Below are 14,925 nucleotides of genomic sequence, written 5' to 3' on the forward strand. Positions count from 1 at the left end.
CGTCGATTAAACAAAAAACGGGCCGTATTTTGGCAAAACTCGGCGCCCTGCTCCGAATCAGATCAGAGCAAGCCCGTAGGGCCTGATACTTCATCCCCCATGAGCACCTCCTCTTCCGAAGTCGACGCTGGCGCCGCCCTCAGCGAGCGCGTCTCCCTGCACGAGCTACTGCTGCTGGCCAGCGTCTTTGTGGTCGCGGCTTGCGGCCTGGTCTATGAGCTCACAGCCGGCGCGCTGGCCAGTTACCTGCTGGGTGACTCGGTGCTGCAGTTCTCCACCATCATTGGCACCTATCTGTTTGCGATGGGCTTGGGCTCATGGCTGAGCCGCTATCTGAAGCGGCAGCTGGTGGCGCAGTTCCTGAAGATTGAGCTGCTGGTAGGACTGGTCGGCGGGCTGATGCCGGCCGCGCTGTTTTTAGCGCACAGCCTCTTGCCTCCTGGACAGTTGGCGGCCTTTCGGGTCTTGCTCTATGGCTTGGTGCTGCTGGTGGGCGCCTTGGTAGGGCTCGAAATCCCGCTAGTCATGCGCATTCTCAAAAAGCAATTCAGCCAACGCTATGCGCTGGGCGATCTGGTCTCGCAGGTCTTGACCTTTGACTACTTAGGCGCCTTGGTGGTGGCCTTGGCGTTTCCGCTGCTGCTGGTGCCGCACTTGGGCCTGGTGCGTACCGGCTTGTTCTTTGGCTTGCTGAACGCCTTGGTGGCGGTGTGGGCGCTCTTTTTGTTCAGGCCGCAGCTACGTGCGTGGCGCAGCCATGCCTGGGCCTGCGCAGTGACCACAGCCGTTTTGCTGCTGGCCATATTGGGCGCTGATCAGCTGACCACTTGGGCGGAAGAACGCTTTTACGGCGAGCACATCTTGCTGCGCGAAAGTTCGGACTACCAACGTGTGGTGCTCACTCAGGGCAATGCCGGCGTACGCCTGTTTCTGAACGGAAACCTGCAGTTTCACTCCAAGGATGAATATCGGTATCACGAGGCCTTGGTGCACCCAGCCATGGCCGGCCACGGCGCGCCCAAAAAGGTCTTGGTGCTGGGCGGTGGCGACGGCATGGCGATACGCGAGATTCTCAAGTACCCCAGCGTCGAGTCCGTCACCCTCGTGGAGCTGGACCCGCACATGACACGTCTTTTCAGCAGCATGCCGCTGCTGCGCAAGCTCAATGCCGAGGCCCTGCTCAGCCCCAAGCTGACGATCGTCAACGCCGACGCCTTCGGCTGGCTGGAACAACAAGCCGACAGCTACTTTGATGTGATCGTGATTGACTTCCCTGACCCCAGCAATTTCGCTCTGGGCAAGCTCTACACCACCAGTTTTTATCAACTGGTGGACCAGCACCTCGCGGCCGGTGGCTTCGCCGTCGTACAAGCCACTTCACCCTTGATCGCGCGGCGTAGTTTCTGGACCGTGGTGAGCACGCTGGAAGCTGCAGGGCTGAGCACCACGCCATATCACGCCCATGTGCCGAGCTTTGGCGAATGGGGCTTTGTCTTGGCCGGCCGTCGGCCATGGGGGCAGCCTTCTGCCCTGCCGCCGGGCCTGAAGTTCTTGGACTTGGGCGGCATGCCGGCGCTGATGAACTTCCCCCCCGATATGGCGCGCCTGCCCACCGGCGTAAACCGACTCTCCAACCAACAACTGGTGCATGAGTTCGAGGTCGAATGGGGCAAGGTGCACTGAATGAGGCGGCGCGATGTCTTGCAAGCCGGCGCCGGCAGCGCCCTGCTCGCCGCCTGTGCGCCGCGCTCAAGCGCCTTTGAACTCAAGGGGGGGTGGGTCGGGGCCAAGGTGGAGCGCGGTCATCGCTTGCGCCAATCACAGCCTGAACTGAGCGCGCTGCAAGGCGGCCCGATTCGACGTACCCAAACGCTGATCATCGGTGGCGGCGTGGCGGGCTTGGCTTGCGCGCGTGGTTTGGCGCAGGCCGGCATCGATGATGTCGCAATTCTGGAACTGGAAGACGAAGCCGGCGGCAACAGTCGCGGCCACCAGATGGGCGGCATGGCCTGCCCTCTGGGGGCTCACTACCTGCCCCTGCCCGGGCCGGAGGCGCCCGCCATCAGCCAGTTGCTTGAGGAGCTAGGCCTTTCGCGCCAGCACCTGGGCCGCACCGTCTTTGATGAGCGCCATCTCTGCCACAGCCCGCAGGAGCGCCTTCTCTTTCAAGGCCAATGGCTGGAGGGCCTGCTGCCACCTGCCGAAACTGCCGAGGCGAAGACGCAGTACCAACGCTTTGCTCGCGCCGTTGCCGAGGCCAAGCAGCACTTGGGCTTTGCCATCCCCAGCCGCAGCCAGCGCTGGCAGCCTGGCCACGCTGATCTGGACGCTCAGACCTTTGCCCATTGGCTAGACGGACAAGGCCTGGTCGACGCCGGCCTGCGTTGGTATCTGGACTATTGCTGCCGCGACGACTTTGGTGCCGACGCGGCCACCGTTTCGGCTTGGGCCGGCATTCATTACTTCGCCAGCCGACACGGCTTTCACCCACCCGGCAGCGATGAGAGCACCGAGCGTGAAGCGGTGCTGACCTGGCCCGAAGGCAATGCTTGGTTGACACGTCGCATGGCACAGGCCCTGGGCGAGCGCATCCATTGCGGGCTCACCGTGTTGCGCGTCGAGTCCGCTCGGCATGAAGTGCGGGCTCTGGTGTGGAACGAGGCCTCACAGAGCCCGGAGCATTGGGTCGCCCAAGCGTTGGTGCTGGCCACGCCGCTTTTCGTCGCCAAGCGATTGCTGGGTGATGCCGCGCCAGCAGCACTTCGCAGCGCCGCCGATCAACTGCGTTATGCCCCTTGGCTGGTGGCGAATCTGCAGCTCAAAGGCCCGCTGCTGCAGCGCGTGGGCGCGCCACCGGCTTGGGACAATGTGATCTACGGCCGAGAGAGTCTGGGCTATGTGGACGCCATGCACCAAAGCCTGCGGCCGCAGCCCGGCCCCACCGTCTTGACGGCCTACTGGGCCCTGCCCCAAGCCCGCCGAACGGAGCTCTATCAACAGCCCTGGTCCTTTTGGTTTTGGCAACTGCTGCAGCAATGGAGTGATGCCCACCCGGACTTACTGCAGCAGCTCGAACGCGCGGACTTGATGCGCTGGGGTCATGCGATGAGCATTCCGGTGCCCGGCCTGCGAAGTTCTGAGGCCTTGGCCAGCTTGTGCGAAGCCCATGGACGGATTCACTTCGCCCACAGCGACTTGGCGAGCTACTCGGTTTTTGAGGAGGCCTACAGCGCTGGCCACCGAGTTGCGAGCCGACTCAAAACCAAATTTCACGGCTCCTCGCAGGCATGAATTGAGTTGTCGCTTTTCTGCAGCGACTCGGCGAACCCCGTAAAAACCCTTTGGTAGTATGCGCACCTCCTCAAAGGGAGGAGTTCACTCAATTGAAGTACAAATCATGAAAAAAATTATTGCTCTGGCCGCACTGGCCCTGATCGCCGCCACCGCATCTGCCGCTGAACAAGGCATTTATGTCGGTGGTGACATCGGCTCCACAAAATTCGAATCCGGCGGCGAGTCGGAAAACAAGACCAGCTTCGGCGCCACTTTGGGCTACACGCTCAACGACAACGTCGCTTTTGAACTGCAAGTTCGCCGCCTTGGCGAGTGGAAGATCGAGGGCTCGACCGTGACGGCCAATGCCGTTCAGGCCTCGATTCTGGGCATCTTGCCGATTGCCAACGGCTTCTCCGTCTATGGCCGCTTGGGCTATGGTCGCAATTCGCTGGACGTCAGCTACGCCAAGACCAATATCTCAGTGAACAACAATGAGTTCCTGGTCGGCGCTGGCGCCGCCTATCACTTCACCAAGAACCTGAGCGCGCGCGCTGAGTACAGCTACCTTGGCGAGAACAAAATTGGTTCGGGCAAAGATGAAGTGAAAGTGAAGATCAGCCAGTTCAATCTGGGCGTGAACTACGCTTTCTGATCCTTTCGAGCTTGATGAAGTCGAAGGGCCCCGTCTCGATGGGGCCCTTTTTCATGGTCTTTGCACCTATTGGCTCAGCATGTCGAACGGATCTCAGGCCGCCAAGCAGTAACAACTGACGACAGGGATGGTCAGACTGAACTCAAGCCAAGACCAAAGCCGCGGCCCGCAAGTAACGCGCATCGCCATAGACTCGCATTTCCTCACGGCAGGCATGAACCAACTTGATAGCGTGGTCGTCGCTTGAAGCGAGCGCAGCGCGGATCAAGACAGGCCAGTTGAGCTCTTCGTCTGACAACGATGATTCGAGAGATGGGCGCTGCTGTACGCGGCCGGCCATATAGGCCGCCACAAAGGCTTGAACCAGCAGGTGCTGCACACTTGGATCGTCCTGTACGCCCGAAGGCAGCCAAGCCATCAAGACCCGCAAGGCGCGCAGACCCGTGATCATGTGCAGCACGGTGAAGTTGCCACTGACCAGGTAGTAGCCCAAGGCCAGACTCGCCAAATCGGCCACCAAGGCGCGCAAATCGGCCCGAAGCGGCAAGCGCGGCGCCAAGTCCCAATAGAGGGGCTGAGCACTCGCCTCCATCATTCGCAAAAAGATCAGCGGCGCTTCGCTGCGCCAGCCCCGACTGCCCTCTTGCAATTGTTGGGACCAGTCTGAAAGACTCAGCAAAGGCTCAGGCCGGGCAGGCGCCACAGCGTCGGGCAAGCGCTGCCAACGGCTGGCCCAATAGGCCAGAGCCGAAGCCAACTCGGCCCGTTGCTCGGCGCCTGACAAGTCGCCACCCTCCACCGCATGGGCCACTCGAATGGCCCCGTGAAAAGCCACTGCCGTCAGTCCCGGCAACAAGGTCGGAAGCGCCTGACTCAAGACTTCATCAAGGCCTTGCGTCGCCAGCTGCCGCTCGAAGCTGGCCCGTAGATCGGCGAAACATTCGGGTCGACCGAGTGCCAAGCGCCAATCCTCTAGCGCCCGGCCTTGCGCCGGCGCCAAGCGCCCTTGGAAGCGCTGGATGTAGAGCTCAAAGAACACTTGCATCTGCGCTTCATCAGCGCCCATGCTGTGCAAAGCCTGCAAGGCCATGGGCAGATGGCTGCTCAACTGATCGTCGTACTCCGGCGGGTAGATCGAACTGCGCTGCAGCCACGCGTGCAGATCGCTGGCTGCTGGAGTGGCCGGAGCCTGAACGGCGAGGCAAGCGTGGATTGAAGCGCTCATGATGGGATGGGCTTGAGTAATACAAGGCCTCTATACTGAAAGTTCAAGTGAACTTGAAGTCAAGCAAAAATTGCTGCCCCGTGAAGAACACCGAATCCCCGTCCAATCCAGCCGCGCGTATTCGTGAACTTGCCCAAGCCCAAGACCGACTCCCCATCGGTGAAGTGGTGCGGCGCAGCGGTATTGCGGCCAGCACCTTGCGCTTTTACGAAGAGGCTGGCCTTCTGTTGAGCCTGCGCAGCGACAGCGGGCGCCGCCACTATGCACGCAGTGATTTGCGCCGGCTGGCCTTCATTCGAGCCGCGCAAACGGTGGGTCTGAGCCTGGACGATATTCGCGCGGCACTGGATCAGCTGCCAGAGTCTCGAACGCCTACGGCAGCAGACTGGGAACGCTTGTCAAAATCATGGCGCCCCCTGCTCGACCAACGCATCGCGGAGCTTGTTCAGTTGCGCGACACCTTGAGCTCTTGCATTGGCTGCGGCTGCCTGTCCTTGAGCAAATGCAAGCTCTACAACCCCTGCGACCTGGCAGCGCAACGCGGCGCCGGCGCCCGCTACCTCTTGGGAGATCGCGCACAAGAAGTGCTGGCGGAACTCAGCCCTCTTGATCCGGCCCCGGCCTCAAGCCGCGCTGCAAGGCCTGGCGCTGCACCTGCTCGGGCGAAAAAGCGCTGATCATGCGCAGCATCAGCGCTTCAGCGCGCTCGCTGTTGTCGGCGCCCAGATTGCAGACATAGACATCCAGGGTCACCCCACCCAACTCGGGCCAGGTGTGCACCGCCAAATGCGACTCGGCCAGCAAGACCACGCCGGTGATGCCGGACTGGTCCTGGCCGCCAGCGGTGGTTTGCAAGGGCTCGAAGCGATGAAACAACTCGGCCACGGCCCCCAGACCCGCCCCCAGGACAGCGTCCAGACACAAGTCTCTCAGCGCAGCCGGGTCCAACATCAATGGCGAGTCGGCGCGGACGCCGCGCAGATCCGCCGTCAGGTGCAAACCTTGCACGCTGCCTCAGCCGCCAGTCACAGGCGGGAAGAAAGCCACTTCGGCGCCGTCGCTCAGCACGGCATCCTCTTTGCAGAGCTGCTGATTCAGCGCGCTGCGCACCGCGCGCCCCCGCGCCAACAACTCAGCATGATCGGCGGAGCGGCTCTGCAAAAGCTCGCGCAATTGACCCACCGTGGTGCCGGCAGGCAGCTCCAACACTTCAGCAGTACCCAGCCGCTCACGCAAGGAGGCGAAGAAACGCAAGTTCACCTTGATCAACGCAGTGGAGCTCATTGCAACAACTCCGACATCGGCAGATACCGCACCATCTGGCCGGGCTCAATGGCTTGGCCAGCGGGGTTGTCGAGCAGGCCGTCGGCCCAAACGGTGGAGGTCAAAACTCCAGAGCTTTGATTGGGGAACAGCTCCAGCCCACCGGCCTCATTCAAGCGAACCCGCAAGAATTCGCGCCGACGATCCGGCTTGGGCCAGGCGAAATCAGCCCGCAGCATGAAGCCACGCGGCGCCAAGCGCGTCGCGCCTTGCAAACGCAGAATCACCGGGCGCACCAACAAGGCGAAGGTCACAAAGCTTGACACCGGATTGCCCGGTAGGCCCATGAACCAAGCGCCCCCTTCCGCCGAATTGACCCGGCCGAAAGCCAGGGGCTTGCCGGGCTTGATGGCGATCTGCCAGAGGTCCAACAGCCCTTCGGCCTGCACTGCGGGACGTAAATGATCCTCTTCACCGACCGAGACGCCGCCCGAGGTGATGATGAGGTCGGAGCGCGCCGCCGCTTCGCGCAAGGCGGCTCGGGTGGCGTCCAAGCGATCGGGCACGATGCCCAGATCAACCACCTCGCAACCCAAGCCTTGCAGCATGGCGCGCAAGGTGAAGCGATTCGAGTTGTAGATGGCACCCGGCTTGAGTGGCTCGCCGGGCATCACCAACTCATCGCCGGTTGAAAACAAGGCCACGCGCGGACGCCGCGCCACTTGCAACTGAGCCGCGCCGACGGTGGCGGCCAGTCCCAGCGCAGCCGCATCCAAGCGGGCTCCGGCAGCCATGACGGCGCGGCCTTGCTGCACGTCTTCGCCGCGGCGACGAATCCACTGCCCGGCTTGCACCGCGGCATTGACACGCACGCTGCCCAGGCCCTCTCCGGCCACCGACTCGCATTGTTCTTGCATCACCACCGCATCGGCGCCAATCGGAATCTGCGCGCCGGTGAAGATGCGTGCCGCCGTGCCGGCTTGATGCACGGCGCCCACCACCCCGGCTGGCACCCGTTGCGCCACCGGCAGCAGCGTGCCGGCCTGCGTCACATCGGCGGCGCACAGGGCATAGCCGTCCATGCTGGTGTTGTCGGCTGGGGGCACATCGAGCTGCGAGACCACATCGGCGGCCAAGACACGGCCCAGGCATTCCGCCGTGGACAGGGTCTCGGTCTGCGCCAGTGGCGCGACGGAACTCAAAAGGCGCTGCAAAGCCTCATCGAGACTCTGCATCGGCGCACGCGGCTGAGAAGGTTCAGACATGGGCTGCAAGAAAGGACTTCACCGCCTGCGTGTCCACCGGCAGCACCGTGACCCGCTTGGGCAGGGCTTCGATGTTCTCCAGCCCCGCTGGACGCGGCGGCGTGAGCTGCAAGGCCTCTTCAATCGTCGCCGCAAACTTGGCAGGCAGCGCGGTTTCCAGGACCAGCATGGTGACGCCAGCATCACGGGTCTCTTGCGCCACCTTCAGCCCGTCGGCAGTGTGGGTGTCCACGATGACACCGTAGCGCTGGTATGTGGCGCGGATGGTGTTCAGGCGATCCGCATGGTCGCTGCGACCGGACTGAAAGCCATAACGTGCAATCGCCGCATGCTCGGCCACGCTGATCTCGAAGCGGCCTTGGCTGTTGATGGCGTCGGCAAATAGTGACTTCACCCGCGCGCCATCGCGTCCCAAGAGATCAAACACAAAGCGCTCGAAATTGCTGGCCTTGGAGATGTCCATCGAGGGGCTGGAGGTCTCATGCGTTTCGGCACTGCCGCGCACGCGGTAGACGCCGCTGCGGAAGAACTCGTCCAACACATCGTTCTCATTGGTGGCCACCACCAGATGCGCAATCGGCAGGCCCATCATGCGCGCCACATGGCCGGCGCAGACATTGCCGAAATTACCAGACGGGACGGTGAAGCTGACCTGCTCCTCATTGGAGCGTGCGGCCTGGAAGTAACCCGCAAAGTAATAGACCACCTGGGCCAACAAACGCGCCCAGTTGATCGAGTTGACGGTGCCGATCTTGTACTTGCGCTTGAAGTCCAGATCGTTGGACACCGCCTTGACGATGTCTTGGCAATCGTCAAACACGCCTTCGATGGCGATGTTGTGGATGTTGGCATCTTGCAGGCTGAACATCTGCGCCTGCTGGAAGGGGCTCATACGGCCGTGCGGACTCAGCATGAACACATTCACACCGGCCTTGCCGCGCATCGCGTACTCGGCCGCGCTGCCGGTGTCGCCGGAGGTGGCGCCCAGGATGTTGAGCGTCTCGCCGCGCCGAGCCAGTTCGTACTCGAACAACTGGCCGAGCAGTTGCATAGCCATGTCCTTGAAGGCCAGGGTCGGGCCATTGGACAAGGCCTGCAGCGCCAGGCCCGGCTCCAAAGTCTTGAGCGGCGTGATTTCGGGCGTGCCGAACACCGCCTCGGTGTAGGTGCGGCGGGTGATGGCGCGCAGGTCTTCGGCCGGGATGTCGTCGATATAGAGCGACAGAATTTCAAACGCCAAGTCGGCATATGCCAGACCGCGCCAGCGCGTCAGCGTGGCCGCGTCAATCTGCGGATAGCTCACCGGCAGGTAGAGGCCGCCATCAGGGGCCAGGCCCTCCAGCAAGATTTCGCAAAAGCGACGCTCGGTTTGATCACCGCGAGTGCTGATATACCTCATGCCAACTCTTCCTTGCGCAGGCGCACGATGGGCGCGAGCACGGTCGGCAAGCCCTGCATGCGGGCCAAGGCCTTGTTCATGCCGCCTTCTTGAGTTTGGTGCGTCAAGATGATCAGATCCGTCTGGCGCTCACCTTCGGCGGACTCGCGCTGCAGCACGGCGTCAATCGAGATATCGCCCTCGGCCAGAATGGTAGTGATGCTGGACAGCACACCGGCCTCATCGGCCACGCGCAAGCGCAAGTAGTAGCTGGTCAAGACCTCCGTCATCGGCAGGATGGCGGTGTCGCTCATTGCATCCGGCTGGAAGGCCAGATGCGGCACGCGGTGGTCCGGGTCGGCGGTGTGCAGGCGGGTGATGTCCACCAGGTCAGCGATCACGGCCGAGGCGGTGGGCTCAGCACCCGCGCCCTTGCCGTAGTAGAGCGTCGTGCCGACAGCATCGCCCTGCACCACCACCGCATTCATCGCGCCTTCGACATTGGCGATAAGGCGGCTGATGGGCACCAGGGTCGGGTGCACCCGCAGTTCGATGCCATTGTCCCGGCGGCGAGTCAGGCCCAGCAGCTTGATGCGATAACCCAGTTGCTCTGCGTACTTGATATCGGCCGCTTGCAGTTGGCTGATGCCCTCCACATGGGCCTTGTCGAACTGCACCGGCACACCAAAGGCAATGGCAGACATGATGGTCAGCTTGTGCGCAGCGTCCACGCCTTCCACGTCAAAAGTCGGGTCGGCTTCGGCATAGCCCAGGCGTTGCGCTTCTTTCAGCACGGTGCCGAAGTCCAAGCCCTTGCTGCGCATCTCCGACAAGATGAAGTTGGTGGTGCCGTTGATGATGCCGGCGATCCATTCAATGCGGTTGGCGGTGAGGCCCTCACGCAAGGCCTTGATGATGGGGATGCCACCAGCCACGGCCGCCTCAAACGCCACCATCACGCCCTTGTCGCGCGCGGCGGCAAAGATTTCGGTGCCATGCACCGCCAGCAAAGCCTTGTTGGCGGTGACCACATGCTTGCCCTGCGCAATCGCTTCCAGCACCAGGGTGCGGGCCAGATCGCAGCCGCCGATGGTCTCGACCACGATGTCGATCTCGGGGTTGCGGATGATCTCAAAAGGGTCGGCAGTGACGGCCACCGAGTCGCCAACGATCTGCTTGGCCAGCGCCACATTGCGGCGGCACACCATGGCCACTTCAATGCCACGGCCGGCACGGCCCTTGATCTCGGTCTGATTGCGACGCAAGACATTGAATGTGCCGCTGCCCACGGTGCCCAGGCCCAGCAGGCCGACTTTGATCGGTTTCATGGCTTCAGTCTCTTCTTCAGAATTCGCTTTGGGGAATGGGGTGTCCTGCCTGCCGCTTCAGCGGCCCGCGCGTTTGCGGTAGTGGCTCAAGAATCGCTCGATCCGGCCCACCGCGTCTTGCAGATCGTCGGAGTTGGGCAGGAACACCAGTCGGAAATGATCGGGGGCAATCCAGTTGAAGCCCGTCCCTTGAACGATCAGCACCTTTTCCTCGGCCAGCAGTTCGTAGGCGAACTGCTGGTCATCCTCGATCGGGTAGATCTTCGGGTCCAGGCGGGGGAACATATAGAGCGCCGCTTTCGGCTTGACCACGCTAACGCCAGGAATCTGCGTCAGCAGGTCATAGGCCAGGTCGCGCTGGCGGCAGAGGCGCCCGGTCGGCGCCACCAAATCCTTGATGCTTTGGTAGCCGCCCAAGGCGGTTTGAATCGCCAACTGGCCCGGCGTGTTGGCGCACAAGCGCATCGAGGCCAGCATGTTCAGGCCCATGATGTAGTCCTTGGCGTGACGCTTCTCGCCCGACACCACCATCCAACCAGCGCGATAGCCGCAGGAGCGGTAATTCTTCGACAAGCCATTGAAAGTCAGGCACAGCACATCGTCGGCCAGGGAGGCGATGCTGGTGTGGGTGTTGCCATCAAACAGCGTCTTGTCGTAGATCTCATCGGCCATGATGATCAGCTGATGCTGACGCGCCACTTCAACGATTTGCTGCAGCACGCTGTCGGGGTAGAGCGCGCCAGTCGGGTTATTCGGGTTGATGACCACGATGGCCCGGGTATTGGGCGTGATCTTGCGCTTGATGTCCTCGATATCGGGCATCCAGTCGCTTTGCTCATCGCAGACATAGTGCACCGGCGTGCCGCCGGACAAGGCCACTGCGGCGGTGTAGAGCGGGTAGTCTGGCGCGGGCAACAAGACTTCGTCGCCGGTGTCCAGCAAGGCATTGAGCGCCATCACGATCAACTCTGAGGCACCATTGCCCAGGTAAACATCGTCAATGGTGACGCCGGCGATCTTCTTTTCCTGGCAGTAGTGCACCACTGCCTTGCGCGGCGCGAACAAGCCTTTGGAGTCGGTATAGCCGGCCGCCGCGGGCAGATTGCGGATCATGTCTTGCACGATCTCTTCCGGCGGCTCGATGCCGAAGGCGGCGATATTGCCGATGTTCAGCTTGATGATCTTGTGCCCTTCTTCCTCCATCTGTCGCGCCTTGTCGAGCACGGGTCCGCGAATGTCATAGCAGACATTGGCCAGCTTGCGGGACTTGAGCGTGGGCTTCAACAAGACGTGGTCTCCTCAGAGGGAAAGCTTTAGGGATGGGCTCGGAATAGGCCTGCGGGCGAAATGCTGCGCCGCAAAACATACAATTTAATCACAGGGTAGCAGGGATACCCCGGCCCCAAGGCCAATGCCAAGCACCCCGGCCTCCCGCAATCCGAAGAAGCTCACTTTCCCCCAGGCGAAGCCCGATGAAATTTCAACTCGATGAGCCGCAAGGCGGCAACAGCATTTCGCGCCATGACGGCTCGCGCGTTTGGGTCAATGGCGAAGTGCATCAGTCCAGCTTGCTGGTGCCCTGGCGCGGCGAGGTTCAAGCGTGGCCGCTGACCCGTTTTGAAGATTTGAGCGAAGCCCACTTCGAGCAAATCCTGGCGATGAAGCCTGAGCTGGTGATTTTCGGCAGCGGGGCGCGCATCCGATTCGCCAAGCCCGCGCTTTATCAGCAACTCATTCAAGCCCGCATCGGCATAGAAACCATGGATTTGGCGGCCGCCTGCCGCACTTACAACGTACTGGCCAGCGAAGGGCGATCAGTCTTGGCTGCGCTCTTGATCGAGGCGGTTTGATCGCGAATTCAGCGCGATTTCAGAGGGGAGAACAGAGGGAAGAACAGAGGCAAGAAGGCCTTGGCCGATGCAATCCCCCTAAGGTGCGAATCCGGGCTCGCCGGAGGGGTCGGCCGATCAACGTATAATCAACGGCTATGCCTACCCGGGCGCATCATATACAAAACGCCACATGACGCCAGCGCTCAACAAACCTCTCCCGGAAATTGAAGCCCTTGCCACCGGAGGCGTGAAGTTCACACCCCATACCTTCTTGGGTCAATCGGTGGTGCTGTACTTCTACCCGAAGGACAATACACCAGGTTGCACGACGGAAGCCATGCAATTCCGTGATCGGCACAAGGATTTCGTGAAAGCTGGCGCAGTTGTGCTCGGCGTGTCACGCGACAACATGGCTTCGCACGAAAAGTTCAAGCAAACGCTGGAACTGCCGTTTGAGCTGATCGCCGACACCGAAGAGAAGCTCTGCCATATGTTCGGCGTGGTCAAGAACAAGATCATGTACGGCAAAAAGGTCAAGGGCATTGAGCGCTCGACCTTCTTGATCGACGCGGCTGGCGTTTTGCGCGCCGAATGGCGCGGCATCAAGGTCGCCGGCCATGTGGACGAAGTGCTGAAAGAAGTCAGCGCCCTGAAGAAAGAAGCCGCTTAAGTCTTTTCAAGACCTCGAGTCGCCAAAAAAGCCGGTTGGGCCTAGGCCCCGAACCGGCTTTTTGCATTTGAACAAGAGGCTTGCACTCGCACTGATGTCTTGGCGCTCAGCCGCGCAATGTGTCACTGGGCTTTGTGCATAATGGTTCCATGCTCGAGAGTCCTGAAGCCAAAATCAAAAGCCGCACACTGGCCTGTGCGGCTTTTCTTTTTTCTTCATCGCCTTCTTGTTTCCAAGCCCTCGGCCTTCGTGCCGATCTAACGCTGCCTGACACCACGCCATGCCTCTGCCCAAAGCCCCGACAAAACGCGCCAGCCGTCTAGAGTCAAACGCATTTGAGACCACGCTGACTGTCAGCAAGCCCGACACGAGCCGCAAGAGTGCGGCCGCCGCCAAGCCCGCTCCAGCCCTTGCTGCTCCGCCAGCACCAGTAGCTCGCCAGAAGTCGCCCCCCTCAGCCCCCTCGGCCCCCAGCAAGGCGACGTCGCCTACGCTTGCCACCAAACAGGTCGAAGCGGTGCAAACCACCTTCGCACCCAGCGCTGTGCAGGCCGCCAGAACGCAGGCCCCCAAGCCCGCCAAACCCAGCACGCGCAAAGCTTCGGCCAAGCCGGCCAATGGCGAGGCCACCAAATTGTTTGTGCTGGACACCAATGTGTTGATGCACGACCCGATGTGCTTGTTCCGTTTTGAGGAACACGACATCTATCTGCCCATGATCACGCTGGAGGAAATGGACGGCCACAAAAAGGGCATGACCGAAGTGGCGCGCAATGTGCGCCAGGTCAGCCGTGAGCTGGACAACCTCGCGGGCGGCCTGAAAAGCAGCGGTGTCGAGGAAATGGCCAAGGGCTTGCCGCTGGACCACACCGGCCACCGCGAAGCCGGCGGCAAGCTCTTCTTCCAGACCGAGTTGATCGACACCCCGCTGCCGGCCGGTTTGCCGCAGGGCAAGGCCGACAACCAAATTCTGGCCGTGGTGCAGGCGCTGAAGCTGAAGAACCCGGGCCGCGAAGTGGTGCTGGTGTCCAAGGACATCAATATGCGCATCAAGGCCCGCGCCTTGGGCCTGCCCACCGAGGACTACCGCAACGACAAGACGCTGGAAGACTCCGACCTGCTCTACACCGGCGTGCAGGCGCTGCCGGCCGACTTCTGGGAGCGCCATGGCAAGACCATGGAAAGCTGGCAGCAAGGCGGCCTGACCTTCTACCGCATCAGCGGGCCGCTCGTACCTTCGCTGCTGGTCAATGAGCTGGTCTATCTGGAAGCGCCCGGCGCTGCGCCGCTTTACGCCAAGGTCCTGGAGATCACCGGCAAGACCGCCGTGCTGCGTACGCTGAAGGACTACGGCAACCAGAAGCATTCGGTCTGGGGTGTGACGGCACGCAACCGCGAGCAGAACTTTGCGCTCAACTTGCTGATGGACCCGGACTGCGACTTCGTCACCCTGACCGGCACCGCCGGTACCGGTAAGACGCTGATGACCTTGGCTGCGGGTCTGTCGCAAGTGCTGGACGAGCGCCGCTACAGCGAAATCATCGTCACCCGCGTGACCGTGCCGGTGGGCGAAGACATCGGCTTCCTCCCAGGCACCGAAGAGGAAAAGATGAGCCCCTGGATGGGCGCGCTAGACGACAACCTGGAAGTGCTGGCGCGTGGCGACAGCGCCGCCGGCGAATGGGGCCGCGCCGCCACCAATGATCTGGTGCGCAGCAAGATCAAGATCAAGAGCTTGAACTTCATGCGCGGCCGCACCTTCTTGAACAAGTTCGTCATCATCGACGAGGCGCAAAACCTGACGCCCAAGCAGATGAAAACCTTGATCACCCGCGCCGGCCCCGGCACCAAGATCGTCTGCCTGGGCAATCTGGCGCAGATCGACACGCCCTACCTGACCGAAGGCAGCTCCGGCCTGACCTTTGCCGTGGATCGATTCAAGGGCTGGGCTCACAGCGGCCATGTGACGCTGGCGCGCGGCGAGCGCTCACGCCTGGCGGACTTTGCCTCCGAAGTGCTCTAAGCAGGAAGCTAGA

General features: G+C 61.8%; 14 protein-coding genes. 7 read left to right on the forward strand and 7 right to left on the reverse strand.

The window, feature by feature from the left end; genetic code table 11:
• Nucleotides 1-99: 99 nt before the first annotated feature.
• The 3 genes from LNV06_RS04165 to LNV06_RS04175 all read left to right on the forward strand — a co-directional run bounded on the left by LNV06_RS04165 (nt 100) and on the right by LNV06_RS04175 (nt 3,928).
• Entirely contained in the window at nt 100-1,683 is a 1,584-nt protein-coding gene (locus tag LNV06_RS04165; RefSeq protein ID WP_263536964.1) for a polyamine aminopropyltransferase, read from the forward strand.
• Nucleotides 1,684-3,291, forward strand: coding sequence for a flavin monoamine oxidase family protein (locus tag LNV06_RS04170; protein WP_263536965.1), 1,608 nt, complete (start codon nt 1,684-1,686; stop codon nt 3,289-3,291).
• A gap of 106 nt (nt 3,292-3,397) precedes the next feature.
• Nucleotides 3,398-3,928, forward strand: coding sequence for a porin family protein (locus LNV06_RS04175; RefSeq protein WP_263536966.1), 531 nt, complete (start codon nt 3,398-3,400; stop codon nt 3,926-3,928).
• A gap of 142 nt (nt 3,929-4,070) precedes the next feature.
• Here the strand turns inward: LNV06_RS04175 and LNV06_RS04180 are convergent, their stop codons facing one another.
• Entirely contained in the window at nt 4,071-5,153 is a 1,083-nt protein-coding gene (locus LNV06_RS04180) for a questin oxidase family protein (RefSeq protein ID WP_263536967.1), read from the reverse strand.
• Nucleotides 5,154-5,233: 80 nt separating this feature from the next.
• Between LNV06_RS04180 and soxR the strand changes: the two genes are divergently transcribed.
• Nucleotides 5,234-5,830, forward strand: a complete 597-nt coding sequence (gene soxR, locus LNV06_RS04185) for a redox-sensitive transcriptional activator SoxR (RefSeq protein WP_318013432.1) — start codon at nt 5,234-5,236, stop codon at nt 5,828-5,830.
• On the opposite strand, the gene LNV06_RS04190 is transcribed toward soxR, so the two are convergent.
• The 6 genes from LNV06_RS04190 to LNV06_RS04215 are packed head-to-tail and all read right to left on the reverse strand — an operon-like array spanning nt 5,751 to nt 11,671.
• Nucleotides 5,751-6,161, reverse strand: coding sequence for an S-adenosylmethionine decarboxylase family protein (locus LNV06_RS04190; RefSeq protein WP_263536968.1), 411 nt, complete (start codon nt 6,159-6,161; stop codon nt 5,751-5,753). The genes soxR and LNV06_RS04190 overlap by 80 nt on opposite strands.
• Before the next feature lie 6 nt (nt 6,162-6,167).
• A complete protein-coding gene (gene moaD / locus LNV06_RS04195) occupies nt 6,168-6,437 on the reverse strand; it encodes a molybdopterin converting factor subunit 1 (protein WP_263536969.1) in 270 nt (89 codons plus the stop codon).
• Complete coding sequence (locus tag LNV06_RS04200; RefSeq protein ID WP_263536970.1) at nt 6,434-7,681, reverse strand: molybdopterin molybdotransferase MoeA; 1,248 nt, start codon at nt 7,679-7,681, stop codon at nt 6,434-6,436. Before LNV06_RS04200 ends, moaD begins: the two co-directional genes overlap by 4 nt.
• A complete protein-coding gene (gene thrC / locus LNV06_RS04205) occupies nt 7,674-9,080 on the reverse strand; it encodes a threonine synthase (RefSeq protein ID WP_263536971.1) in 1,407 nt (468 codons plus the stop codon). Before thrC ends, LNV06_RS04200 begins: the two co-directional genes overlap by 8 nt.
• Nucleotides 9,077-10,387, reverse strand: coding sequence for a homoserine dehydrogenase (locus LNV06_RS04210; RefSeq protein ID WP_263536972.1), 1,311 nt, complete (start codon nt 10,385-10,387; stop codon nt 9,077-9,079). Before LNV06_RS04210 ends, thrC begins: the two co-directional genes overlap by 4 nt.
• Nucleotides 10,388-10,444: 57 nt before the next feature.
• The gene (locus tag LNV06_RS04215; protein ID WP_263537510.1) at nt 10,445-11,671 is read right to left on the reverse strand and encodes a pyridoxal phosphate-dependent aminotransferase; all 1,227 of its coding nucleotides are present in this window, start codon (nt 11,669-11,671) and stop codon (nt 10,445-10,447) included.
• Between the two features lie 188 nt (nt 11,672-11,859).
• Between LNV06_RS04215 and LNV06_RS04220 the strand changes: the two genes are divergently transcribed.
• From LNV06_RS04220 to LNV06_RS04230, 3 genes are all read left to right on the forward strand, one after another.
• Nucleotides 11,860-12,237, forward strand: a complete 378-nt coding sequence (locus LNV06_RS04220) for an Mth938-like domain-containing protein (RefSeq protein ID WP_263536973.1) — start codon at nt 11,860-11,862, stop codon at nt 12,235-12,237.
• A 172-nt stretch (nt 12,238-12,409) separates the two neighbouring features.
• Nucleotides 12,410-12,889: a peroxiredoxin gene (locus LNV06_RS04225; protein WP_263536974.1), complete on the forward strand. Its 480-nt coding sequence runs from the start codon at nt 12,410-12,412 to the stop codon at nt 12,887-12,889.
• A gap of 280 nt (nt 12,890-13,169) precedes the next feature.
• Complete coding sequence (locus LNV06_RS04230) at nt 13,170-14,912, forward strand: PhoH family protein (RefSeq protein ID WP_263536975.1); 1,743 nt, start codon at nt 13,170-13,172, stop codon at nt 14,910-14,912.
• Nucleotides 14,913-14,925 lie beyond the last annotated feature (13 nt).

The organism is Paucibacter sp. Y2R2-4, from assembly GCF_025717535.1.
Taxonomy (GTDB): domain Bacteria; phylum Pseudomonadota; class Gammaproteobacteria; order Burkholderiales; family Burkholderiaceae_C; genus Paucibacter_A.